General features: G+C 58.2%; 20 protein-coding genes and 1 pseudogene. 11 read left to right on the top strand and 10 right to left on the bottom strand.

Annotated features, from left to right (window positions below; all coding sequences use genetic code 11):
* Positions 1-126: 126 nt before the first annotated feature.
* The 3 genes from AC2A6O_RS23980 (at position 127) to AC2A6O_RS23990 (ending at position 5,121) form a co-directional block, all read left to right on the top strand.
* Positions 127-2,229: a methyl-accepting chemotaxis protein gene (locus AC2A6O_RS23980; protein ID WP_498930878.1), complete on the top strand. Its 2,103-nt coding sequence runs from the start codon at positions 127-129 to the stop codon at positions 2,227-2,229.
* Positions 2,230-2,356: 127 nt separating this feature from the next.
* On the top strand, positions 2,357-3,808 hold the full coding sequence (locus AC2A6O_RS23985; RefSeq protein WP_498930880.1) for a DegQ family serine endoprotease: 1,452 nt from the start codon (positions 2,357-2,359) through the stop codon (positions 3,806-3,808).
* Between the two features lie 8 nt (positions 3,809-3,816).
* On the top strand, positions 3,817-5,121 hold the full coding sequence (locus tag AC2A6O_RS23990; protein ID WP_498930882.1) for a replication-associated recombination protein A: 1,305 nt from the start codon (positions 3,817-3,819) through the stop codon (positions 5,119-5,121).
* Between the two features lie 20 nt (positions 5,122-5,141).
* On the opposite strand, the pseudogene AC2A6O_RS23995 reads toward AC2A6O_RS23990, so the two are convergent.
* A pseudogene (locus AC2A6O_RS23995) lies at positions 5,142-5,978 on the bottom strand (adenylate/guanylate cyclase domain-containing protein); the annotation flags it as partial.
* Between the two features lie 467 nt (positions 5,979-6,445).
* Here AC2A6O_RS23995 and AC2A6O_RS24000 point away from each other — a divergent pair.
* From AC2A6O_RS24000 to AC2A6O_RS24025, 6 genes are all read left to right on the top strand, one after another.
* Positions 6,446-8,839, top strand: coding sequence for a patatin-like protein (locus AC2A6O_RS24000; protein ID WP_498930884.1), 2,394 nt, complete (start codon positions 6,446-6,448; stop codon positions 8,837-8,839).
* Positions 8,840-8,941: 102 nt separating this feature from the next.
* Positions 8,942-9,727 (top strand): sterol desaturase family protein, encoded by a 786-nt coding sequence (locus AC2A6O_RS24005; RefSeq protein WP_148586621.1) that lies wholly within the window; start codon positions 8,942-8,944, stop codon positions 9,725-9,727.
* Complete coding sequence (locus AC2A6O_RS24010) at positions 9,724-10,506, top strand: sterol desaturase family protein (RefSeq protein ID WP_498930887.1); 783 nt, start codon at positions 9,724-9,726, stop codon at positions 10,504-10,506. Before AC2A6O_RS24005 ends, AC2A6O_RS24010 begins: the two co-directional genes overlap by 4 nt.
* A gap of 56 nt (positions 10,507-10,562) precedes the next feature.
* The gene (locus AC2A6O_RS24015; protein ID WP_148586622.1) at positions 10,563-11,351 is read left to right on the top strand and encodes a sterol desaturase family protein; all 789 of its coding nucleotides are present in this window, start codon (positions 10,563-10,565) and stop codon (positions 11,349-11,351) included.
* A gap of 157 nt (positions 11,352-11,508) precedes the next feature.
* A complete protein-coding gene (gene crcB / locus AC2A6O_RS24020) occupies positions 11,509-11,892 on the top strand; it encodes a fluoride efflux transporter CrcB (protein WP_148586623.1) in 384 nt (127 codons plus the stop codon).
* A gap of 123 nt (positions 11,893-12,015) precedes the next feature.
* Positions 12,016-13,035, top strand: coding sequence for an RluA family pseudouridine synthase (locus tag AC2A6O_RS24025; RefSeq protein ID WP_148586624.1), 1,020 nt, complete (start codon positions 12,016-12,018; stop codon positions 13,033-13,035).
* A gap of 24 nt (positions 13,036-13,059) precedes the next feature.
* On the opposite strand, the gene AC2A6O_RS24030 is transcribed toward AC2A6O_RS24025, so the two are convergent.
* The 3 genes from AC2A6O_RS24030 to AC2A6O_RS24040 form a co-directional block, all read right to left on the bottom strand.
* Positions 13,060-13,563, bottom strand: a complete 504-nt coding sequence (locus AC2A6O_RS24030; RefSeq protein ID WP_498930890.1) for a P-loop nucleotide/nucleoside kinase family protein — start codon at positions 13,561-13,563, stop codon at positions 13,060-13,062.
* A 47-nt stretch (positions 13,564-13,610) separates the two neighbouring features.
* Positions 13,611-13,781 carry a hypothetical protein gene (locus AC2A6O_RS24035; protein WP_498930892.1) on the bottom strand — a complete coding sequence of 57 codons (171 nt, stop codon included), beginning with the start codon at positions 13,779-13,781 and terminating at the stop codon, positions 13,611-13,613.
* 164 nt (positions 13,782-13,945) lie between these two features.
* Positions 13,946-15,232, bottom strand: a complete 1,287-nt coding sequence (locus AC2A6O_RS24040) for a DUF2778 domain-containing protein (RefSeq protein ID WP_498930894.1) — start codon at positions 15,230-15,232, stop codon at positions 13,946-13,948.
* 401 nt (positions 15,233-15,633) lie between these two features.
* On the opposite strand from AC2A6O_RS24040, the gene AC2A6O_RS24045 reads away from it, so the two are divergent.
* Positions 15,634-16,314, top strand: a complete 681-nt coding sequence (locus tag AC2A6O_RS24045; protein WP_498930896.1) for an HAD-IA family hydrolase — start codon at positions 15,634-15,636, stop codon at positions 16,312-16,314.
* Positions 16,314-17,087, top strand: coding sequence for an ATP12 family chaperone protein (locus tag AC2A6O_RS24050; protein WP_498930898.1), 774 nt, complete (start codon positions 16,314-16,316; stop codon positions 17,085-17,087). The genes AC2A6O_RS24045 and AC2A6O_RS24050 overlap by 1 nt, the downstream gene beginning before the upstream one ends.
* A gap of 100 nt (positions 17,088-17,187) precedes the next feature.
* Here AC2A6O_RS24050 and AC2A6O_RS24055 read toward each other — a convergent pair whose 3' ends face one another.
* The 6 genes from AC2A6O_RS24055 to AC2A6O_RS24080 form a co-directional block, all read right to left on the bottom strand.
* Entirely contained in the window at positions 17,188-17,490 is a 303-nt protein-coding gene (locus tag AC2A6O_RS24055) for a GIY-YIG nuclease family protein (protein WP_498930900.1), read from the bottom strand.
* A gap of 144 nt (positions 17,491-17,634) precedes the next feature.
* The gene (gene mgtE, locus AC2A6O_RS24060) at positions 17,635-19,059 is read right to left on the bottom strand and encodes a magnesium transporter (RefSeq protein ID WP_498930902.1); all 1,425 of its coding nucleotides are present in this window, start codon (positions 19,057-19,059) and stop codon (positions 17,635-17,637) included.
* A gap of 77 nt (positions 19,060-19,136) precedes the next feature.
* Positions 19,137-19,868 carry a proteasome-type protease gene (locus AC2A6O_RS24065; protein ID WP_148586630.1) on the bottom strand — a complete coding sequence of 244 codons (732 nt, stop codon included), beginning with the start codon at positions 19,866-19,868 and terminating at the stop codon, positions 19,137-19,139.
* Between the two features lie 131 nt (positions 19,869-19,999).
* Positions 20,000-20,824, bottom strand: a complete 825-nt coding sequence (locus AC2A6O_RS24070; protein ID WP_498930904.1) for a transglutaminase family protein — start codon at positions 20,822-20,824, stop codon at positions 20,000-20,002.
* Positions 20,825-20,852: 28 nt separating this feature from the next.
* A complete protein-coding gene (locus AC2A6O_RS24075; RefSeq protein ID WP_148586632.1) occupies positions 20,853-21,803 on the bottom strand; it encodes an alpha-E domain-containing protein in 951 nt (316 codons plus the stop codon).
* 9 nt (positions 21,804-21,812) lie between these two features.
* Positions 21,813-23,237 (bottom strand): circularly permuted type 2 ATP-grasp protein, encoded by a 1,425-nt coding sequence (locus tag AC2A6O_RS24080; RefSeq protein ID WP_148586633.1) that lies wholly within the window; start codon positions 23,235-23,237, stop codon positions 21,813-21,815.
* Positions 23,238-23,645 lie beyond the last annotated feature (408 nt).

The following is a 23,645-nucleotide window of genomic DNA, read 5'->3' on the forward strand; positions in this document are numbered from 1 at the left end:
AGGTTGCGCCCGTGCCTCCTGACCATTGGAGGTGGTTGGGGGAGAATTACCGTGACAGCGAAAACGAATTCCGTTTCTAGGAAAAGGTCGCCTTCTCTTAGGCTTTCTTTTGTTATTCCCGCTTTGATGATCGTGATTACGGTTGCAGCTTGTGCGGCTGTGGGCGTCATCGGCTATATGAGCGGTCGTGACGGCTTGCAGCAAGCGGCGGAAGCCGAGCTCGGCATGGTCATCACAGCGCGCAACGCGCTGCTGCAATCCCGCTTGCATTCCGCTGAATCCCAGATCGTCAATCTGGCGTCCAGCGTGTCCGATCCCTTGAGCAATCTTGGCAATGCGACCATGAACCTTGCCAAGGAAAAGGATGAAATTCTTGCGCTGTTCCAGGCGCCGCAGACACCAGAAGAACGCGCCGAGGTGACTGGCAAGGAACAGAAGACCATGTACGCCTGGCGCCACACCGAGGCGCACCCGGCTTTCTACAACGTCTGGAAGAACGGTGGCTTTGCCGATCTCTATCTGATCGATACCGAAGGTCTAGTGCTTTATTCCGTGACCAAGGGGGATGAGTTCCTGTCCAAGTTCGGCGAAGGCAGTGTTGCCGAAGGCACTGGCCTGGAGACGGTTTTCAATGCCGCCAAGGAATTGGGCGAGGGCGAGATCGTTGCCAGCAAGTTTTCCCCCTACGCACCGGCAGGCGGTGATGGGTCCCTGTTTATGGCATCGCCCGTGTTTTCCAATTCCTTCGGAACAATCAGCCTCAGCGGTGTGGCTGTCATGCGGATCGATTCCGATTTTCTGAGCGACGTCGTGGCGAACCGCGACGATCTGGGTGAAACCGGGCAGGTCTATGTGATCAACCAGGATGGCGTCGTGCTGAGCGATATGCCCTTGGCCGGTGCGCCGACAGCGCTGAATGCCACTGTTGCTGCCGAACCGGCGCTTGAAGCTGCCGCCGGCACCGAATCTGCCGGTATCGTTCAGGGGGCTGATGGAGTTGACGACCTGGTTGTTGCCCGTCCGCTTTCCTTCCAGGGTCAGAACTGGGCGATTGTTGCCGAAAAGAGTGTTGAAGAAACCCTGTCTGCCGTCACCCGCATGCGTGACCAGATGTTCCTTTGGTCACTGGCAACCATTGCCGTAGCTGCCGTCATCGCGCTGTTCTTCTCCCAGTCGATCACCCGTCCGCTGACCACGCTGGTTGGAGCCCTCTCCGAGATTGCTTCGGGTAATCTCGATGCGGAGATCAAGGCTGCAAAGCGGAAAGACGAAATTGGCGACATTGGCAGGGCTGTCCTTCAGATCCGTCAGAATGCGGCTGAGGACAACGAGCGCCGGGCGGCAGAGGAAGCAGACGATGCCAGGCGTCAGGCCGAACAGCGTCAGCAGATGCTGGCAAGTCTCGCCGGTGACTTCGAGGCGACCGTGGGCACTGTTGTGGACAAGGTTGCGCATACTGCTGCAAGCCTTCGCGAGTCGGCCAACAAGATGCGGAGCATGACTGACATTGCCGGAGAAACCTCCGCCAATGCGGCAACCATGTCCGAAGAAACCCTGGCGGAAGTGGAATCGATCGCAGCTGCCTCCGATCAGCTCTCCAGTTCGATCCAGGAAATCTCGACCCTGATCGAACGGTCCTCCAGCGTTGCTGCGGAAGCCACCAAGCGCGCAGAGACGACCAACGAAACTGTTCGCTCGCTTGCGGAAGCCGCCAACCGGATTGGTGAAGTCATAACGTTGATTTCCGATATTGCCGATCAGACCAACCTTCTGGCGCTCAATGCCACCATCGAAGCCGCACGTGCGGGTGAGGCGGGCAAGGGCTTTGCGGTGGTTGCCTCCGAGGTCAAGGACCTTGCGGCCCAGACAGGCAAGGCAACCGGTGAAATCCAGCAGCAGATTGATGCCATCCGTGGCGCCACCGACGATGCAGTCGATGCGATCGGTGACATTCAGAAGACGATCGATGAAATCACCAATTCGGTGAGCGAAGTCGCCGCTGCTGTCACCGAGCAGAGCTATGCGACACAGGGCATTGCGGAAAACACCCAGCGGGCGGCCGGTGGCACCTCCAAGGTGACCGAGGACATCCGCAACGTTTCCTCACTGTCCAACGACACCAACATGGCCGCGCAGAACTTCTCCGAAGAAGCCGCGGACATGGCGACGAAGGCGGAAGAACTCGATCACGAGGTCCGCAGCTTCCTTGCGCAGGTTCGTTCGGCTTAAAGACGCATTCACTGACTGAAAAAAGGGCCGCCGGAAAACCGGCGGCCCTTTTGTATTTGCCTCTTTTCCTCCCTATCTGCCATGTATCGCGATGGGTATGAGAAGATTCGAGAAAGAGGCTCCCGCCATGCGCCTGGTTCTGACCAGCATTATGCGTCCCCTAGTCGTTGCCGCCCTGGCAGGCGTGATTGGGGTGTCTGCCGCGTTTGCCCAGTCCGTGCAGCCGTCTCCGGCCGATCTGCGCCTGGTTCCGCAGAGCGACGCGCAGATTAAACTGTCTTTTGCGCCGATTGTGAAGAAGGTCGCGCCGGCAGTGGTCAACGTTTACGCCAGCCGCAAGGTGGTTCAGCGTCGGCAGGTGTCTCCTTTCATGGACGATCCGTTCTTCCGCAGGTTCTTCGGTCAGCCCGGCGGAAACGACAGGCCGCGCCAGCGGGTGGAATCCTCCCTCGGGTCCGGTGTCATCATTTCCTCTGACGGTACGGTGATCACCAACCACCATGTGATCAAGGACGCGGACGAAGTGCGTGTTGCCTTGAACGACCGGCGGGAATTCGATGCGGACATCGTCCTCATGGATGAGCGCACAGACCTTGCAGTCCTGAAGATCCGCGGCGAGGGCCCGTTCGAAAGCATCGATTTTGCGGATTCCGATAGTCTGGAAGTTGGCGACATCGTTCTTGCCATTGGCAACCCGTTCGGTGTCGGCCAGACGGTGACACAGGGCATCGTCTCCGCTACGGCCCGAACCCAGGTCGGTGTCACGGACTTTCAGTTCTTCATCCAGACAGACGCAGCGATCAACCCGGGTAATTCCGGTGGCGCGCTTGTCGACATGACCGGCAAGCTGGTGGGCATCAACTCGGCGATCTATTCACGCTCCGGCGGGTCCAACGGCATCGGCTTTGCCATTCCGGCGCATATGGCCCGGTTTGTCGCAAAGGCCGCCGATCATGGCGGCAAGGTTCAGCGGCCCTGGCTGGGTGCGACGGTGCAATTGGTGAATGCGGAAATTGCCGAAGCGCTTTCTCTTGACAGGCCGCAAGGTGTGCTGGTGACAGCGGTTTTCGAAGGTTCGCCGGCCCTTGAAGCAGGGCTTCGAGTCAGCGATCTGGTGATTGCCGTCGACGGCAAGGAAGTGACCGATCCCAATTCCTTCGGGTATCGATTTGCGACAAAGATGATCGGTGAAGAAACCGACTTCGTGGTCCTTCGGAGCGGCAAGGAGCAGCATCTGACGGTCGCCCTGAAACCCGCGCCGGAAACCGTTCCGCGGGACACGCGGGAACTTGTCGAATATTCGCCCTTCGAAGGGGCGACGGTGATGAACCTTTCGCCGGCTGTTTCGGAAGAACTCGGGCTTGAAGGGCTGTTCGACGGTGTCGCTATCGCCGAGGTGAAGCGTGGCAGCACGGCGGACCGGGTGGGGCTTCGCCCTGGTGACATCATCCGGGGCATCAATCAGAAGGCGATTGAGACCACCCGGATGCTGGAAGACGTCACGAAGAAGCCGCCACGTCTGTGGCAGATCGATATCGAGCGGGACGGCAAGGTCTCCCAGATCATCCTGCGCGGTTAGGGGCTGGTGTGAGCGATCTGTTTGAAGCTTCCGGATTGAGCCAGTCCGGTCCTCGGCCGCTTGCGGACCGGATGCGCCCGACCAGGCTGACCGATGTTGTCGGGCAGGATCATCTGCTCGGGCCGGAAGGCACGCTGTCGCGGATGCTCAAGACCCGGACGCTCGGCTCGTTGATCTTCTGGGGGCCTCCCGGCACCGGTAAAACAACCATTGCCCGGTTGCTTGCCAACGAAACGGACCTCGCGTTCGAGCAGATCTCCGCGATCTTTTCCGGCGTTTCTGATCTGAAGAAGGTGTTTGAAGCGGCGCGGGCGCGGCGTATGAGCGGCCGGGCCACACTGCTGTTCGTCGACGAGATCCATCGATTCAACCGGGCACAGCAGGACAGCTTTCTGCCCGTGATGGAGGACGGCACAATCACGCTGGTCGGCGCGACCACGGAAAATCCGTCGTTTGAGCTCAATGCGGCATTGTTGTCTCGATCGCACGTGATGACATTTCACTCCCTGTCGGCGATGGCGATCGAGAAGCTTCTGGCCCGAGCCGAGGAGCTGGAAGAGCGCAAACTGCCGCTTGATGAAGAAGCGCGCAGGGTGCTGATCCGCATGGCCGATGGTGACGGCCGGTCTTCCTTGACCCTGGCCGAGGACGTCTGGCGCGCCGCCGGTGAGGAAGAGGTCTTCGATGCTGAACGCCTTCAGGAAATTGTCCAGAGACGGGCGCCGATCTACGACAAGAGTGCCGATGGGCACTACAATCTGATATCCGCGCTGCACAAGTCCGTGCGCGGTTCGGATCCCGATGCCGCGCTTTACTGGTTCTGCCGCATGCTGGACGGCGGAGAAGATCCGCTCTATCTGGCGCGGCGCCTGATCCGCATGGCCGTTGAGGACATCGGGCTTGCCGACCCCAATGCGCTTGTGCAGGCCAATGCCGCACGCGACGCCTATCAGATGCTAGGGTCGCCGGAAGGGGAGCTGGCGCTTGCGCAGTCGGTGATCTATCTGGCAACTGCGCCAAAATCGAACGGCGCCTATGTGGCCTACAAGGCCGCGATGCGGGATGCAAAATCCAGCGGCTCACTGCTGCCGCCCAAGCATATCCTCAATGCACCCACCAAACTGATGAAGCAGGAAGGCTACGGCGACGGCTACCAGTATGATCACGACGCGCCCGATGGCTTTTCCGGTCAGGATTATTTTCCGGAGCAGATGGGGCGCAAGACCTACTACGATCCGCCGCAAAGAGGCTTCGAACGGGAATTGAGAAAGCGCCTGGAATTCTGGGACAAGCGGCGCAAGGAGCGCAGCTGAACCTTTCCGCTGTGGGGGCCTCAGGTGGTTTCAGCAGACGTCAGACGGTCGAGCGCACTCTTGAGAGTGGCGATCAGCTTCTCCCGGTCCTCCGGAAGCAGTGACGCGGAGATTTTTTCCAGCTGGTGTGACACCAGGTCCAGTTCATCCTTGACCGGTGCGGGGTCTTTCAGCCCGATCACTTCATAGGTGGTAACCGGATAGGCGATACCCTTGACGTTTACCTCACCATTTTCCGCGCATTTGATGTGCTCCTTAACCTGGGAATAGGTTTCGAAGGAGATTAGGACCGAGCCCGGAGTGGCAAGGCTTTCCAGCCGGGACGCGGTGTTCACACCACGGCCAATGATGGTGTAGTCAAGCCGGTCCTCGCTGCCGAAATTGCCCACGGTGCAATAGTCCGTGTGAATGCCCATCCGGCATTTCATCGGCTTCGAGATACCCGCTTCCCGCCAGGCGCCCTGCAGCGCTTTCATGCGCTCCTGCATATCGATGGCCATACGCACACAGGCGAGCGCATCTTCGGTGACGCCGCGTGTTTCCGGATCTCCAAAGAAGATCAGAATGGCGTCGCCGACGTATTTGTCGATGGTTGCGCCGTAGCGCAGGGCGATGTTCGACATTTCCGTCAGATACTGGTTCAGGATCGCTGTGAGTTCTTCCGATTCAAGCCGGTCCGCCGTTTCAGTGAAATCGGCAATATCGGAAAAGAACACCGTCAGCTTTTTGCGGGAAGACTCGATCTTGACTTCCTGACGACCCTCGAAAATGGACTTGTAAACCTGTGGAGACAGGTATTTGGCGAGCTGACGGGACAGAGCCTCAAGCTTGTTGGACTGGTCCGCAAGCTGGTCCTCGACCGCTTCGCCATGCTCGATTGTGGCCTCATAGAGCAGTTTCAGATCTTCAAGCTCGGAGCGCAGATAGTCGTTTTCTTCCTGCAAGGATTGCACGGAGTTTGTCTTGTCAGCTTGCCCGGTTTCATCTGAACTCTGGGCAGCTTCATCTACACTTTTGGCCATTTTATTCCGCGTCGAAAGGTCGGGTCACAGTCAGAGGGTTATAGCGCTGAAATTTTGAGAATCACACTTGGAACTGTGGACCATCTTAGCGGAATACACAGGGTAGGCGGGGGAAAAGTGCTCCCGGTTGCCCGGCTCAGGTTTCCCTGAAGGCTCTGTTGTCAAATTATGTTTGCACGGAAGTGAACGGGCGGGAGCATAGTTCCGCCATGTCTTGATTGGCGTATGGAAAGCACGGCCAGATAAAGAATGTAGCCACTCTTTTGTGCTAGGACTTTCAACATGATCTCCGCGGTGGCCTCATGAAGGAAATCGAACTCAGATTGGCGCTGGTGTTTTATGGCGGTGTTTCGCTTGCCATCTACATGCATGGCGTCAGCCGGGAGATCCTCAATCTCGTGCGGGCGTCGAGCTGCCGTCTTGACCGCAAATCGAACGGGGCTGCCCAGAAAGCGCCGGATCAGGATCTGCCACCCGTTCAAAGCGCCTACAAGGATCTTCTCGATCTGTTGTCGTCTGTTGCCGATATCCGTGTGGTGGTCGACGCAATTGCCGGGGCGTCCGCGGGCGGTGTCAACGGCATCATGCTGGCACGGGCGATCACTCATGACCTGCCACTCGACAGCCACAGCGAGCTGTGGCTGAAAAATGCCGACGTCACGCGTCTGGCGCGGCCGCAGCCCGGTCTGTCCCGATATTTGAAGATCTCCATTTCGCCCGTTCTGGATCAGCTCATTTCGACCCGTTTGACGAAACAGATCGAAAGTGCGGAAACGCGCGAAAAGCTGCGGCTGTTCATGCAGGCGAGGTGGTTCACGCCGCCCTTTTCCGGCGAACGGTTCATCAGCTGGATGCTGGATGCCTGCAAGAAGATGGAAGCTGGCGCGGTGCCGGGCCGCAGCCTTATCCCACGCGGGCAGACATTGGATCTGTTTGTCACCATCACCGATTACAACGGCATCAAGCGGCGCATTCATCTTGATGATCCGGACTATGTCGAGGAGTGGGATCATCGGCGCATCCTGAAGTTCCACGCCGCCCACAGGATGCCGGGGTATGTCGAAAGCCAGTTCGACACGGACAGCATTCCCGAAATTGTGTTCGCCGCCCGCGCGACGTCGTCTTTTCCGGGGGCGTTTCCACCTGCGACGGTTGCGGAAATGGAACGGGTGCTGGCCGATCATGATCTGACGTGGCGCAACCGTGATTTGTTTCTCGCAAGACGGCTGAATCTGACAGCCGAGACGGCCGGACACCACTGTTTTGTCGACGGCAGTGTGGTGATGAACAAGCCGTTTGCTCCCGTGATCGACGTTATTCAGGATCGTCCGGCTGCGCGGGAAGTGGCCCGGCGGCTCATCTATGTGGATCCGTCGCCCGTTGTTCCGGTGGAAACGGACAGCACCATTTCCGAGTTACCTGGCTTCTTTCGCGTGATCCTGGCGTCACTCGCCCATATTCCGCGCAACGAGCCCATCGGCGACGATCTGAAAGAGCTGGAACAGAATAACCGGCGCAGCCGCTGGCTGTCGCAGTTGATCGATGACGCCGGCCCGATGGTCGAAAAGGCCGTCTCCGGCATTTTGCCCAAGCGACGGCGCGTAACGCCGGACATTCTGTCAAACTGCCGCAAGCGGGCAACCGTGGCCGCGTTCGAGCAGGCAGGATTCGCCTTTCTCAATTATCAGTCCCTGAAGCTGTATTCCCTGGCAGAGCGACTGGCCGGTCTAACGGCGCGGCTCAGCGGATTGCCAAAGGTGCGGGACCAGGAAGAGGCAATCTTGGGGCTCTATTCTCGTCACATCAGCCGTTTGACCACCGAGAGCAAGGATGTGCTGGGCCGTACCGATCCGCATGTGGTTGCCTTCCTGCGTGGACTTGATGTCGATTACCGGATACGCCGGCTGCGCTTTGCAGTTCGCAAGCTCAACGGATTTTACAGCTATCGCTCCGGCTCCGATCTGCCGCCTCCCGATTTCGAGGCGCTCGATCAGATGAAGGGGCTGCTCTACGAGCAGATCGACCACCTTGGGTGGCGCTGGACCGACGGGTTCTTCGGCGGTCGCAGCCGGGAGTTGGCGGAAGCCTTCGTGCGTGCGGTTGAGGCGGGCAGCTCGAACGTTGCCGAGCATGTGGGGCCCATGCTTGCATCGCTGACGCAGATGATGGGGCTTGCCGACCTGGACCGCTTGCAGGACGAGCTTTTCGCCGATACGGCCCGCAATCTGCTCGACAAAAAGCGGCACACCTCCCTGATGGGCACCTATATCGGGTTCGGGTTTTTCGATCTGATCACCTTTCCGGTGTTGCAGCGGAACGACTTTTCAGAGGTCACCGAAATTCTGGTTGACCGGATCAGCCCTACGGACGCAGCCAGCCTTTACACGGAGGGTTTCGACCTCAAGGGCAAAGCCCTGAATACCTTCGGCGCCTTCTTCAATCGGGGGTGGCGGGAACATGACTATTTGTGGGGCCGCCTCAACGCGGCAGACAGGCTGGTCAGTATCGTGTTGTCTGCAGCAGGTGAGGGCACTTTGCCGCAGATTCAGATCAATCAGGCGCGTGCGCGGATCTTTCTGGCGGTTTTGGAAGAAGAGCGCGGCAAACTTTCTGAAATACCTGAGGAAATTGAGCGTATCGACAAGCTGATCCGTTCGATCTATCCCGACTTCGCCCATGTAGTGGCGAGCGTTTGAGCGGCTGACGGTCATTATTTGGCAAGTGATTCCTTGACGTGAGGACTGCTCTTTCGCTACGCACAAAAGTGGCCGAGGAAATGCGCGTGGAATTTTGAGTTGATGACTTTCGTTGCCGAACGATTTGGAACCGGACCAGAGGTTTTTCTGGGTTTCATTCTGGTGCTTTATGCTGCCAGCTTGATCGTGCTGTTCACGACCGGTCTGATCATGACGGCGATGAACAGTCGCCATCCCGACCGCAAGATCCAGAAACGCCAGCCGACGCATGACGCCCTGCGCGATATCAAATCCTCCATGCGCCAGCTTGCGATAACGAGCTGCTGTCTTTCCATCGGCCTTTACTGCCAGTTGCGTGGCTGGACGCTGTTCGAACCTGTCGCCTTGTCCTGGTGGTCCGTACCGCTGTTCTTCGTGATCTCGCTCGCGTTGCACGACACCTGGTTTTATTGGGGACACCGGATCCTGCACACCAAAATGTTTTACCGGTTCCACAAACCGCACCACATGACGGTGACGCCGACAGTCTGGTCCAACGATGCAGGCTCCAGTGTCGATACGCTGTTCGCCCATTCCTATTATGCACTGGTGCTGTTTTTCGTGCCCATTCCGCCGTTGGTATTCCTGGGTCACCGGCTGTTCGATCAGGTGTCGGCTGCGATTGGTCATTGCGGCTATGAGCATTTCGCGAGCCCGAGTGCCCGCAAGCCCTGGCCTTTGCTGTGTACGCTCTACCACGACCAGCATCACCAGTACTTCGTCTACAATTATGCCAACTACTTTTCGTTCTGGGACCGGTTCTGCGGCACCATTCACCCGACTTATGACGAACGGGTGGAAGGCTTTGAGGCGATTTATGCGGGCACCGGCAAGCAGGAAAAGTCATGATGGGGCTTCTCGTCGATTACCTCATCGTTCTGGCGCTGACATATGCGGCCATGGTGGTGGTCTATTTCGCGACCGGCTTCACAGTCATCGCGATCAATGCCCGCCATCCTGATCGGCGGATCCAGAAACACCGCGATGGCATGAAGCGCCAGGCGGAGGAAATCCGCGCTTCCATGAAGGCGCTGGCGACATCCTCCCTGCTGCTGTCCTCCGGCTATTTCGCACAGACCCAGGGCTGGACCCTGGTCGCGCCGCTGGAGTTGAGCTGGTGGTCGTTTCCGCTGATGTTCGCCGTCTGCTTCGTTCTGTTCGATGCCTGGTTCTACTGGGGACACCGGATTCTGCACTGGCCTTCGCTCTACAAGTTCCATGTGCCGCATCACCGCTCGATTGCACCGACCGTCTGGAGCAATGACAGCTCGACCACCGTTGACACCTTGATCGAGCATTTCTTCTATTTTCTGGTCTGGTTCGTACTGCCGGTGCCTGCGTTGAGCGTTTTTGCGCTGCGGCTGTTCGACCAGATTTCAGGCATGGTCGGTCACTCGGGCTTTGAATATTTCGCCTCGAAGTCGTCGCGATTCCCGTCGCCGCTGATTTGTACGACGTTCCATGATCTGCATCATTCGCAGTTTCACTATAATTACGGTAACTTCTTCTCGTTCTGGGACCGGATCTGCGGGACCGTGCATCCGAAGTACGATGTTCTGGTGCGTTCCATGGAAGAGACCGGGGAAATTCCGGATTCAGAAGAAACCAAAGTCAAGGCAACCGGGTAAGCCCGCACCGTTCTCACGTGTGTCAGCCAACCGACCAAATGGATGTGTGAAGAGATATGCTTGATCAGGCGCTGACGACATTGCTTGAATTTCTGCCAATTTATGCAGCGTGCTACGCTGTGAACGTGTTTCTGTATTTCGCCACCGGCTGGGTGCTCGTGAAAATACAGGACCGTCATCCCGAACGGCGTATCCAGCAGAACCGTCGCGGCGAAAAGCGCATGTGGAAGGAAATCCGCGCCAGCGTCTATTCGCTGACCGTCACCGCAGGCTGTCTTGCCGGTGGCATCTTCCTGTCAATGAAGGGCTGGACGCTGGTCGCTCCGCTGGAACTGACCTGGTGGTCGGCGATCCTGATGTTCGTCGTATCCATTCTGGCCTTCGATACCTGGTTCTACTGGGGCCACCGGTTCATGCATACGAAGGCGATGTACCGCTTTCACGCGGAGCATCATCGCTCCGTCGCGCCGACCGTCTGGAGCACCTATTCCGATGATCTGGTCGATGCCTTTGTCATGCAGAGCTATTACCTTTGGGCGGTCATCATTCTGCCGATCCCGATCCCTGTGCTCATCGTTCACAGGCTGTGGGACCATTTCAACGGCACCATCGGCCACTCCGGGTTCGAGTTCTGGGCGTCGCCCATGTCTCGCATGCCCTCGCCAATGGTCTGCGTGACCTTCCACGATCAGCACCACTCGCGCTTCCGCTACAACTTTGCCAATTTCTTTTCGTTTTGGGATCGGGTGTGCGGCACCATCGATCCGAAATATGACGACCAGGTCAAGGTGTTCGAACAGATGGATGACAAAGCGGCTGCAAAGCCGGCAGCTCCTGGCGAGTAAGGCGAAGAAGGTGGTTTTCAGGTCCTGCCGGATGCACTGCAATCTGACCGCGGGACCAATTGCTTGCGGTGTTTCAGCAAAAACAAGGATTGTCCGTTTAAACCGGTGTCCCGTGTCTGCTGAAATGCCAAGGTGGAATGAGTAACGGGGCTTTGGATTGAAACATCTATTTCTGGTGATGCTCGGCGGCGGGTTGGGCGCGGGGGGGCGGCATCTCGTGTCTCTCTTGTCACTCCGCCTGTTTGGTTTCGGTTTTCCGATCGGCACCCTGACGGTCAACGTCGTTGGATCGCTGATCATGGGGCTTTTCGTTGGCTGGCTGGTGCATCATGAAACCAGCAACTTGCAGACGTTGCGCTATTTCGTGGCTACCGGGTTTCTTGGCGGCTTTACAACGTTCTCCGCGTTTTCACTGGACACCTCGGTTCTGTGGGAGCGTGGCGATACGCATCTGGCGCTGATATACGTGCTTGTTTCTGTCACCTTGTCCATTCTTGCGGTTTTTGCCGGACTGATGCTGATGCGTCAGGTTGCAACCTAAGAATTCCTTCCCTTTGCTGCCGATTCCGCCTATACGCAGCGGAACGAATTTTCCCGACGCCTCGATGTAGGGGCGGTGGATGCGCGTCACGGCGGCTGGCCTGACGCCCAATTTGAGAAAAACATGTCCGCGATTGAACAGAAACAAGTGACCGCCGATGAGGCGGGCATGCGCCTCGACCGTTGGTTCAAGTCCCATTTCCCGGGGCTTGGCTTTGGTCATCTGCAGAAACTCCTGCGCACCGGGCAGGTCCGTGTCGATGGCAAACGTGCCGAGACCAACACCCGCATCGCCAAGGGGCAGATGATCCGTATCCCGCCACTCGGGGTGGAGCTGCCGGCGGACGACAAGAAAAATGCTAAGCCGAAGTCCAGCAAGCTGATTGCCGACGACCGCAAGGCCATCGAAGACATGCTGCTGTTTGAAGACAGCCAGGTGATGGTGCTGAACAAGCCGGCCGGTCTTGCCGTGCAGGGCGGTTCGGGGCTGAAACGTCATCTGGACGGCATGCTGGACGCTTACACCGACAGGAAAGGCAACAAGCCGCGTCTGGTGCATCGTCTCGACCGCGAGACCTCCGGTATCATTCTGGTGGCACGGACGCGCCAGGCCGCGCAGGAGCTGACCAAGGCGTTCCGCCATCGCAATACCCGCAAGATCTACTGGGCGATCCTGGCGGGGGTTCCGAAGCCGTTCCAGGGCCGTATTTCCACCTTCCTTGCCCGGAACGAAGGCGAAGAGCGGATGCAGGTCGTCCGTCAGGGTGAAGACGAAGCCCAGCACGCGGTCTCGCTCTATTCGGTTTTTGAAAAATCCGGCCAGAAGCTTTCCTGGGTCACGATGAAGCCGGTTACGGGCCGGACGCATCAGCTGCGTGCCCATGCGGCCCATATCGGCCATCCGATTATCGGTGATGACAAGTATTTCAACATCGAGAACTGGGAATTGCCGGGCGGCATCCAGAACCGCCTGCATCTGCTGGCACGCCGGATCGTGATCCCGCACCCCTCGGGCCATGGCACGATTGATGTGTCGGCCCCGCTGCCGCCGCATATGCAGCAGACCTGGAACCTGCTTGGATTTGACGCAACGGACTATGATCCGGAAGTGGATGATCCGGACGACGCGCTCAACAAGCGCTAAAAGCGGTCTTTTTTTAGCTAAAGCCTAATGGCCTGCGGAATGGATCTTCAGATTGAGGAGTTCATCTTCCGCGGGCGGCTGAAAATGGCTTGCGATGCGATCGAACTCGGCCTCCAATACCGAGAATTCGTGCTTGCCGGACAGATTGCGCTGTCGCAGCCTTGCCTTGCAGACCTCATCCGACACGTCAAAAAAATGCAGTTGGTGCGCACATTGCGCCGTCTCGGCAATGGTCAGCATCCATTGTCGGCTTTCTTTTGTGTTGGCGTGAAAGTCCAGCACGACTGACAGGCCGCTTCGAAGCAGAGTGACGGCATGCGGCGCTATCGTTTTTCTCAAGAGTGAAGAGCAGCGCACAAAATCGGCGAGGGTGGACATCTGATCGCCGAAGAGGCCGGACAGCCAGGCGTCTTCGCGAAGGAGAATGCTGCCCGGACGTTCAGCAAAGCCGTCTGCCAACGTCGACTTGCCCGAGGCAGGTTTGCCGCAAAACAGATGCAGAGTAGGGGCGGCGTCAGGCGGTAACATTCGAAGATCAGCTCGCTGTCAGATGTTTGCTGTCTTGAGGACGTCCTTCAAACGCCCTGAAACAGGGCGCTCAGTATCACCGAGGCAAATGTGACGCATATGACGCCGGCCACCAGCTTCCAGGCGTCCTTACGCTTCTTGAGGCCGGGCCAGCCAAGCGGTTTGATCACCTGGATCGCGGCAACCAGAAACAGCAGCAACAGGATGATCTTGGTCAAGAAAAGCTCCGGGCGGGCAGGGCGCGCTATGCAGGGTCGGCAGGTGCCTGAGAGGCTCCGTCAGACACGATTGTGACAGCGGCTCCAAAACGTTGAAACATCCCGCTTTCGACTGAAAACGGAATGTCTCAAGGGCATAGCCAATCCGGCGGAAGCCTGCAAGGTCAGGCGCCGGTGCTTCGCTGAAGTTTTGCCATGTAGGTCGGCAGCTTTTCCATCGACGGAACGACGATCAGCGTCTTGACGTGACCGCGTTTGAACGCAGTCAGGAACTTGTCGTAGTTCTTGAAAGCCACACAGCCATGGGATCCGATTGATCGCCGCAGCAGGCGCGTGTGTGTCAGCATGCCATCGCGGCCTTTCATGGCCGCACGGTCTTGCGGCAGCATGCGAATGGCCTCCACACCATGGAAACGCCGCTCGCGCATTCTCAAGGTATAGACGTTGGGCGGTGTCGGGCCGAGCATCTTCACGTGAGAGAACTTCGGATTGTCCATCCGGTGACCGATGCCGGAGTGTGCCTCCAGCTTGGTGCCGTCCGGCATGTGAACGGTTGCCGAGCTGATGTCATATACGGCGACCTTGCTGCCTTTGCCGGGAAGGCCGGGCTTGGTGCTGCCGAAAAGCTTGCCCAGGCCGCCGAAAACGCCGTTTTCATCGTCTTCGGGATTTCCAGGTGTTGCGTAGGCCAGAACAGGCGAGGCTTGTTCGGGCTTTTCCCTGCCTTCAGGACGGTTTTGCGCGACCACCGGTGCGCTGCGACGGGGCGGTTCGGGTTTCATGCCCGGAGTCGGTGGCGGAACAGCGCCGGGGTTCGCTGTCTCGTCCGCTGCAAGGGCAACGGTCACGGCTGTCTGGTCGGGTGTTGCTGCGACACTCGTCTCTGCCTCGGCGCCAGTGCCAGCGCCAGCGCCCTGTAAACCAGCCATTGCAACATCGGGAGCAGCGCTCTCTGTTGCTGCGTCACCAAGCGCCGCGACGCTTGTCGTTTTGGCGGCTGCCTGGCGGGCCATAAGCGTTTGGGTGAGTTTCAGCCGGGCGAGCTTGGCGGCAAGCGCGACTTTCGCTGCCTTTTTGGCTTCGGCTTCAAGGCCTGCGGCTTCCGCCTCCAGAGCGGCCTCTGCTTTAGCGGCAATTTCCTCGGCCTCAAGGGCGGCCTTTTCCATTGCCAGCGCTTCGGAAGCTTGTTGCTTTTTCGGCATCAGCGCAGTCGGTGCCAGCCCCAGAGAAGCTGCAGCAGGGGGGACCTGCGTAAGCGTCAGCTTATTCTCTGGCTCGGTGCCGTTCGCGACGAGATGAGACGGGGCGATTGAGGTTCCCAGATAGGTGGCGGTTCCGACCAGGCCGGATATCACCAAAGTTGCCCCTGCGAGGATCGTGTAAAAAGTCCGGTTGGTCTTCCGGGGCGCTGTGTGACCCTTCAGGCCGGACTTTTGTTTCTTCTGAAGCATTCAGACAAAACCACTCTTTTGCGCCGGTCGTGTTCAACCGCGCTCCAAATCTGTATCCTTTGGTGACAAATTTGCCCCAAACGTTCATGCCCACCCGCCTGCAGCAGTATCATCGAACATGGTAACCAAGACCTTTACGACGAATATGCAAACGACAATGAGATCGCTAACCACTTTAAAGAGGCAATTTTCGGGCAGTTTTCCAAAATGAGCGATATCCAAAGATTGAACGTCAATTTGCCGCAGAGTGTGGAAGTCTTTGCCTATTGTTGAAATTACCAATCAATAACGTAAATGTCGCCAGATCTTGCAAGATGGGGCGGTGCCAAATGTGCTCTTGACCCACGAGTGAAAACCCGGCACATGCGGGCTGACTTCCGTTCCCTTGGCACAGGATGCCCATGTATCTGATCATCTTCGACGTCGACGGCACGCTGGTCGACAGTCAGCAAACCATTTTGCAGGGGCTGCAAGTCGGCTTCGAAGCCGTGGGTCTGCCCATGCCGGACCGCGAAACGGCCTTGTCGATTGTCGGGCGATCGCTGGACGAAGCCTTTCTGGATCTCGTCGGACCTGAACACAGCGACAAGATCCCGGTCATGTCAGAGGCATACAGGCAGGCGAAGTGGTCTCGCAGGCGGGAAGGGCTGGACCTTGATCCGCTTTATCCGGGCGCACGCGAAGCTATCGACAGACTGTCTCTGCGAGATGACGTCCTGCTTGGAATTGCCACCGGCAAGGCGATGCGCGGCGTCAAGCATATGATGGATACCCAGGATCTGCATGGTCGCTTCGTGACAATTCAAACTGCGGACACCTCACCTTCCAAACCGCATCCGGATATGGTGCTGCGGGCGATGGCGGAGACGGGGGCGGACAAATCCCGCACACTCATGATTGGTGATACGGGGTTTGACATGGCGATGGCCAAGGTTGCCGGGACACATGCTCTGGGTGTCTCCTGGGGCTATCATGACCACGACCGGCTGACGGCCGATGGTGCGGACAGGATCGTTCAGTCCTATGCCGAGCTGGATAATGCGCTTGGCGAACTTCTGGATTTCGACAAGGAAACAATGTGATGCGCGATTTTCTTGAAACTTCGCAGGAAGATGAATCCAAGGATCCGGAACTGCGGGCACGCGAGCTTTCGCGCCGTGAATTGCCGAAGCGTTTCTACACGGAAGCAACACATGTTGCCACAGACGGCGGATTTGCAATTCACCTGGACGGCAGACCGGTCAAGACCCCGGGCAAGGCGGCCTTGCTGCTGCCGAGCGAAGTTCTGGCGAAAGCTGTCGCAGCCGAGTGGCAGGCGCAGGAGAAGGAAATCAACCCGGCCAGCATGCCGCTGACGCGGATTTCCAATTCGGCGCTCGATGCAGTGAGTGTCCGGTTCGATGAAGTGGCCGACGACATTACCCGGTTTGCCGGTAACGATGCGCTGTGTTACCGGGCCGACCATCCTCAGAGCCTGGTCGAAAGCCAAAGGCGTTTGTGGGACCCTGTGGTGGATTGGGCAGGAGGGCTGCTTGGCGGTCGTTTCGTTCTGATCGAAGGCGTCATTCACGCCGCCCAGCCTGACCCGTTGCTGGCCGCTTACCGGGCCAGGCTTTCAAACCTGACCCCGATGCGCCTCGCCGCGCTCCACACGATCACCAGTCTGACCGGATCTGCCCTTCTGGCACTCGGCCTCCTGGAAGACTACCTCGACGCTGATGCGGCCTGGACAGCCGCGCATGTGGAAGAAGACTTCAACATCGAACGCTGGGGCGAAGACGCGGAAGCTGCCCTCGTCAGAGCGTACAAACGCAAGGAATTCGACGCGGCGGTGCTGATCGTTAGGGAAGGGTGAGTTCTGACTTTTCGCAAAAGGAAGCAACGTATACTTTGTGCGGAAAGTACGACTGAACGCGGTGGCTACTAGGCCCCTGCCTTCGCAGGGGCGGCACGGGTCAGGTTGCAGTTAGGCCGGGGAAGAGATCGATCCAGTCAGGATTTGCTTCTTCGATCATCCTGATTTTCCAGGCCCGCTTCCAGCGTTTGATATTGCGCTCCCGCTGATAAGCTTCTTCTGGACGTTCGAAGAGTTCGAAATAAACCAAGCGGTTGACGGTGTATGCCTTGGTGAAACTGCTGCCGAGGCCGTTTCGGTGTTCCCAAGTCCTCCTGAGCAGATCGTTGGTCATGCCGACGTACAGAGTTCCACCGGTCTTGCTGGCGAGAATGTATACGGCAAACGGGTTCCTCTGCCTCATCGGGCTTCCTAAGCTTGTTTTCAGAACCACATTTTCCCGAAGTGGCCGCCCCTGCGGAGGCAGGGGCCCAGTAACCATCATGGTCAGAGACTTGGGAGGCCGCTTGAGCTATGCAATTCGGCGTGCTTTTCCAAGGAAGAGACTTCACCCCAGATAGAACGTTGTTGCCATCAGGAAGAAGATGAGAACGCCTAGGACGTCGTTGGATGAGGTGATGAAGACGCCGATGGCCATGGCGGGGTCGATGCCGATCTTGTCGAGAACGATGGGCACGGTAGCGCCGACCATGGCGGCGAGGGTGGTGACGCAGAGCAGTGACAGCGATGTGGCAAGCGCGAGATGAAGGGGGGCTTCCAGCGGTACGACCAGAGATGCCGCCAGCACAAGACAGCCGAGGATGGTGCCGGCGATTGCGCCGTTAAAGAGAGCCGCCATGAGTTCCTTCAGCAGGCGATAGAAGATGTCGCCCGACCAGAGGGCGCCGGTCGCTATGCCTTGAACAGCCACGGCAGAGGCCTGCAGGCCGGCATTTCCCGCCATGGACATGGTGACGGGAATGAATGCGGCCAGAATGGCGGCTTCGGCGAGCTGATCCTCGTAAGAACCGACCACTGTTGCTGCGACGCTGGCGCCTCCAAGACCGGCCAGCAGCCACGGCAGGCGGCGGCGGACGATGCGCAGTACCGTGTCATCCGACCGGGATTCTGCCGAAACGCCGCTCATCAGCAGCATGTCCTCATTCGCCTCGTCCGAGGCAATGCGGGTCAGTTGCTTCGGCGTGATCCGGCCGATCAGGTGGCCTTCGCCACTGACCACCGGCACCGTGCGCATATCGCGTTTTCGGGCGATCCGCAGCACTTCTTCCTGATCGGTGTCGGTGGAAACTGCGAGCACGTCCCGGTTCATGAAGCTCGACAACGGGGCATCTGCCGGGGCAAGCAGAAGTTTCCCTACTTCCACAGTGCCGGTCAGCTTGCCTTCGGCATCGGTCACATAAACGGTAAAGACCTTGCGGATGCGGCTGGCTTCCGCACGCATCTGCGTGACAGCCTCGCCCGCGGTGCAGGTTTCTGGCAGGGCAACGAACTTGCGTGCCATGACGCGGCCGGCCGTGTCGTCTGCGTAGGAACCGCGCGTGGCAATGTCTTCCACGTCGGGCAGGCGTGCGATCAGTTCGTCCGCGACATCGTCTGGAAATTCGTTGAGAATTTCGGTCGCGTCTTCCGGGTCAAGGCCGGCGAGAATGTCGCGGAACTGATCCAGCGTGGATTCTTCCATCAGGATGGACCGGAATTCCGGGCGCAGCTCGGCAATCACCTTGATGGATGGGTTGGCCGGAAGCCATTGAAACAGTTTGCGGGCATGTTTCAGTCGCATCCGCGTCAGCAGTTGCATGACGTCGACCGGGTCCCAGCGTTTGAGCAGCTCAACCAGTTGCGTGCGCTGCCCCGCCTTGATCATCTCGCGGACGGCCTTCTGCGCATCGTCGTTGACTTCCAGCGGTTCGTTGGCCGGCTCCCTGGTCCATGCGGTTGGGGCAAGCTCTGCGACATCGCTGGAATTGCTCATGGATACTCACTTTCCGGAAAGGGCCGGACCGCTTTTACGGATGTTTTGTGACGTCAGCCTGACAGTTGACTGCCGGTTCAGACCTCAAATTCCTCAATATCGGCAAAGGCCTGCCGTAGCTTGTCGGACCAACCCCGCGACAGCTTCTGGAAGTACTCGTCGTCCTGCTCAATGCGCACCTGGCGATCGGTCGAAAAGGTATCGGTGTTGTAGAGCAGCATATCGATCGGCATGCCGACGGACAGGTTCGATCTGACGGTGCTGTCGAAAGACAGAAGCACCAGCTTGGCTGCTTCGCCGAGGCGCATGTCTGCCCGTGTCACCCGGTCAAGGATCGGTTTGCCGTATTTGTGCTCACCGATTTGCAGATAGGGCGTGTCTTCGCCGACCTCGATGAAGTTGCCGGCTGCATAGACCTGGAACATGCGCGGTGCTTCGCCCTTGATCTGGCCGCCCAGAATGAAGGTGACGAAGAAATTTTCCGCGCTGGTTGCGAGTGCCTCGCCATCGATTGCCTTGACTTCGCGAACCGCGCTGCCGACCAGCCGGGCGACCTGGAACATGGTCTTTGCTGTCATCAGCGTTGCCCGGTCGTTTTCTGCCGATGTGATGTGTTCGCTCAGCAGGGAGACCACAGCCTGGGTGACGGCAAGGTTGCCGGCAGACAGCAAGGTAATCACCCGCTCGCCAGGTTCTTCCCACACGTGGAGTTTTTTAAAGGTGGAAATGTTGTCGACACCAGCATTGGTGCGTGTGTCCGCGGCAAAGACCAGTCCGCGATCCAGTTTCAACCCAACGCAATAAGTCATTCCCAAGTCCTCAGACTGCACTTCGACCTGTCACAGATGCCTTCGTGGTGAAGACACCCATCGGCGGGCCGCAGTGTGCCCTTAAACGTCGTCGTCCTGGGTGAGCCGGTCCGGGCGTCTGGAGAGGACGGTTACTGCTGCTGTTGTTGCTGAAGCGCGGCCTGCGCCACGTCGACCTCAACATGCAGATTTTCCTCAAGGCCGCCAAACCGGATCCCCCTGATAGGGGCAGCAGAACGGGAATCCAGGCCCACCGTCAAGCGGATATAGCGATCAGTCGGACACATTGCGTTGGATATGTCGAATCCGGTCCAGCCGAGACCGTTAATCATCACTTCCGCCCAGGCATGATGGGCTTCGGATTCCTGCTCGTCTTCCAGCAGCAGATAGCCGGAAACGTATCGCGCAGGCACGCCAATCTCGCGCGCGGCAGCGATGAAAATATGCGCGTGATCCTGACAGACGCCTTCCCCCGCAGCCAGAACCGAGGTGGCCGTCGCGTGGGTTTCGGTGACGCCGACCTTGTAGTCGACCTTGTCCCGGATGGCATGCATGAGGGCGTGAAAGCCGGCGATCTTGTCATCCGCTTCGGCATGGGCTGCCAGTCTGCGGATTGCCTGGTTCGATTGGGTGAGCGGAGTAATCCGGGTGTAAATGCGCGGAGGGATGCCGGCATCGGGTTCGTGACCGAGGATCCCGTTGGTGTCGGTCGTCTCGACAATGCCGCTGGCCGTGATCTCGACATCCTCGATCGGCTCGCTGCGCGAGACCATGTGAACCTGATTGCCGAAAGCGTCCTTGTAGGTTGTCGCCCGTTCGATGCCGGGCGCGTCAATGGACCATTCGACAACTCTCTGGCTCGGGCCATTCTCGGGCGTCAGCCGCAGCTGCTGCATGGCATTGGCAAGCGGCGCCTCGTAGCGGTATCGGGTCGTGTGTCTGACTGTCAGTCGCATGCTGCACCGATTCTGCGGGGTTCCAGGGTCAGGCGAAATTATAGTCTTCACCAAGCTGATGAGCGAAAAGATTGTTTTTGCTGATAAAGTCAGAGAGGAAGTCGTGTAGCCCCTGCTGATAGATCTCGTGCATCTGTTTTTCCGCCAGATCTCTTGCCATCTCAGCCGCCATGTCCAGGCTCGGTTCGCGCGAACCGTAGAACTGGGCCAGGTCTTCCGCGGTATCGGCTATCCAGTCATAACAATGGGCAAGGGACCGGGGCATTTCCGTTCTCAAGATCAGGAATTCAGCGATGTTGAAAGCCTTCAGCCGCGCATTCGGATAGGCAAACCGATAGCTTCGCCGTCCTGACAGTGCCCGAAGCATCGCGGACCACTGATAGTGTTCCAGAGATCCATCGTCGATGATGTCGCTATCCGGCAGCAAGGTCCAGTAATAGGTATCGAGGATGCGGGCCGTGTTGTCCGACCTCTCCACGAAATTGCCCATCTGGCTGAAGAAATAGCCATCGTCGCGGAGAATTGTGTTGAGCAATGCGCCACGGAACAGATGCGCGCGCTGATTCACCCAGGAAAGAAAATCAGGCAGTTTTTCCAAGGTCACGGATTGCGGGCTCACATCCGTGAATTCGATCCACGTCGTGTTGATGGCTTCCCAGAGTTCCGCCGTGATGCCGGTGCGAACGGCACGCGCATTGTTCCTGGCAAGCTCAAGACTGCTGCGGATACTGGAGGTGTTTTCCTTTGAGAAGATCATATGCGCCGCTACATTGCGGGCGTTCAATTCCTCGTATTTCTGCTTGAACCCGGTTTCACAGTCCGAACAGGCGAGGGCAAAGGTCCAGTGAGTGCCGTCCTCCTGACCGGAATGGGAAATGATGGCGCCGCGACAGGCGACCTCCAGGAGGCGGGAAACATTCTGGGCACGCTCGTGGTAGCGCGACATCCAAAACAGCGAAGAGGCAGTTCTTCCGAGCATCTGGTTCTCTCAGTCCTCAAGTACCCAGGTGTCTTTTGTGCCGCCACCCTGACTGGAATTGACGACGAGCGAGCCTTTCTTGAGGGCAACCCGTGTAAGACCACCGGGAGTGATGCGGACCTGGTCACCGATCAGCACATAGGGGCGAAGATCGACATGACGCGGGGCAACACCCGAAGCGACATGCGTCGGACAGGCAGACAGCGCGAGGGTCGGCTGGGCAATATAGTTGGAAGGATTGGTTTCCAGCACTTTCCGGAATTCGGCGATCTCGCGTTTGGACGCGGTTGGTCCGATCAGCATGCCGTAGCCGCCCGATCCGTGGACTTCCTTGACGACGATTTCCTCAAGATTGTCCAGCACATAGGCAAGGTCATCCGGCCGTGAGCAGTTCCAGGTGGGAACGTTGTTCAATATCGGCTTCTGGCCGGTATAGAACTCGATGATGTCCGGAACATAGGCGTAGATCGCCTTATCGTCGGCAATACCCGTGCCCGGCGCATTGCAGATCGTGACATTGCCGGCGCGATAGGCGTCGAACAGGCCCGGTACCCCAAGCATGCTGCCAGGATTGAAGGTGAGCGGATCCAGGAAGGCATCATCGATCCGCCGGTAAATGACGTCGACCTGCTTCGGCTCCCGCGTGGTACGCATGAACACATGGCCGGCATCGACGAACAGGTCGCGGCCTTCCACCAGTTCAACGCCCATGGAATCGGCCAGGAAGGCATGTTCGAAATAGGCGGAATTGTAGATGCCGGGTGTCAGGACCACGATTGTCTGGGAAGACTTGGAGGGATCCGGAGCGACGCTTTCCAGCGTTTGCAACAGATTCTCTGGGTACTGTTCGACGGCGGCGACCCGATGACTCTGGAAGAGGTCGGGGAAGAGCCGCATCATCGTCTCCCGGTTCTCCATCATGTAGGAGACGCCTGAAGGGGTACGAGTGTTGTCTTCCAGCACGTAGAATTCGTTTTCCGACACCCTTACCAGATCGGTCCCAATGATATGGGCATAGACCTTGCGGGCAGGGGTGAACCCGGCCATCTCCGGCAGGAACGCTTCGTTCTGCAACACGAGATCAGCCGGTATCCTGCCGGCGCGCAGGATTTCCTGACGATGATAGATGTCATGCAGGAAGGCATTCAGGGCGCGAACGCGCTGGTCGATGCCGGCGGACAGACGCCGCCATTCCGGTGCGGAGATGATGCGTGGGATAGGGTCGAACGGTATCAGCCGTTCGGTTGCCTCTTCCGTCCCATAGACGGCGAATGTGATGCCAAGTCTGCGGAAAATGGTTTCGGCGTCGCGGCCCTTCTTTGTCAGAAAGTTGGCTGGTTTGTCTTCCAGCCATTTGGCGAGCCGGGCATATGGCTGTCGCGGCGTGTTAGCCTCGTCGAGCATTTCATTGAAGAAAGTGCGTTCGTCCGACATTGCCTCCCCTTTTACCGGTGCTTCGTTCTTGGGCAATCATGGCAAAATTCTGAAAGGTGTCAAAGTTCAATGTCGCGGCGTCACTGCCTACAAATTAGGCAAGAGGCTGAAATCCGTCGAAATATCCTTGGGTTCCCTCAAGTAGAATATATTTTTTTCGTCTAATTGTAAGCACAGTAACGTAGGTGTTTCGAGGCGCTCAAAGCAGCACACTTCTACGAAATTACAGGCTGAAATGCACGGTTTGAGGTCGTGAAGGCCTGCAAATTCAGGTGGCTTTTGACACTGGTTCGCAGCCGTTCTGTCTCCTGCAATCAAGCCGGCCGGAGCAGCTATTTAGCTCAGTCCGGCCCGCTTTGTTGGGTTTCCCGGCCCAGCCCGCACAGACAGTGTGCAGTTTGGTCCATC

The organism is Labrenzia sp. ATLA3 (assembly GCF_057180185.1).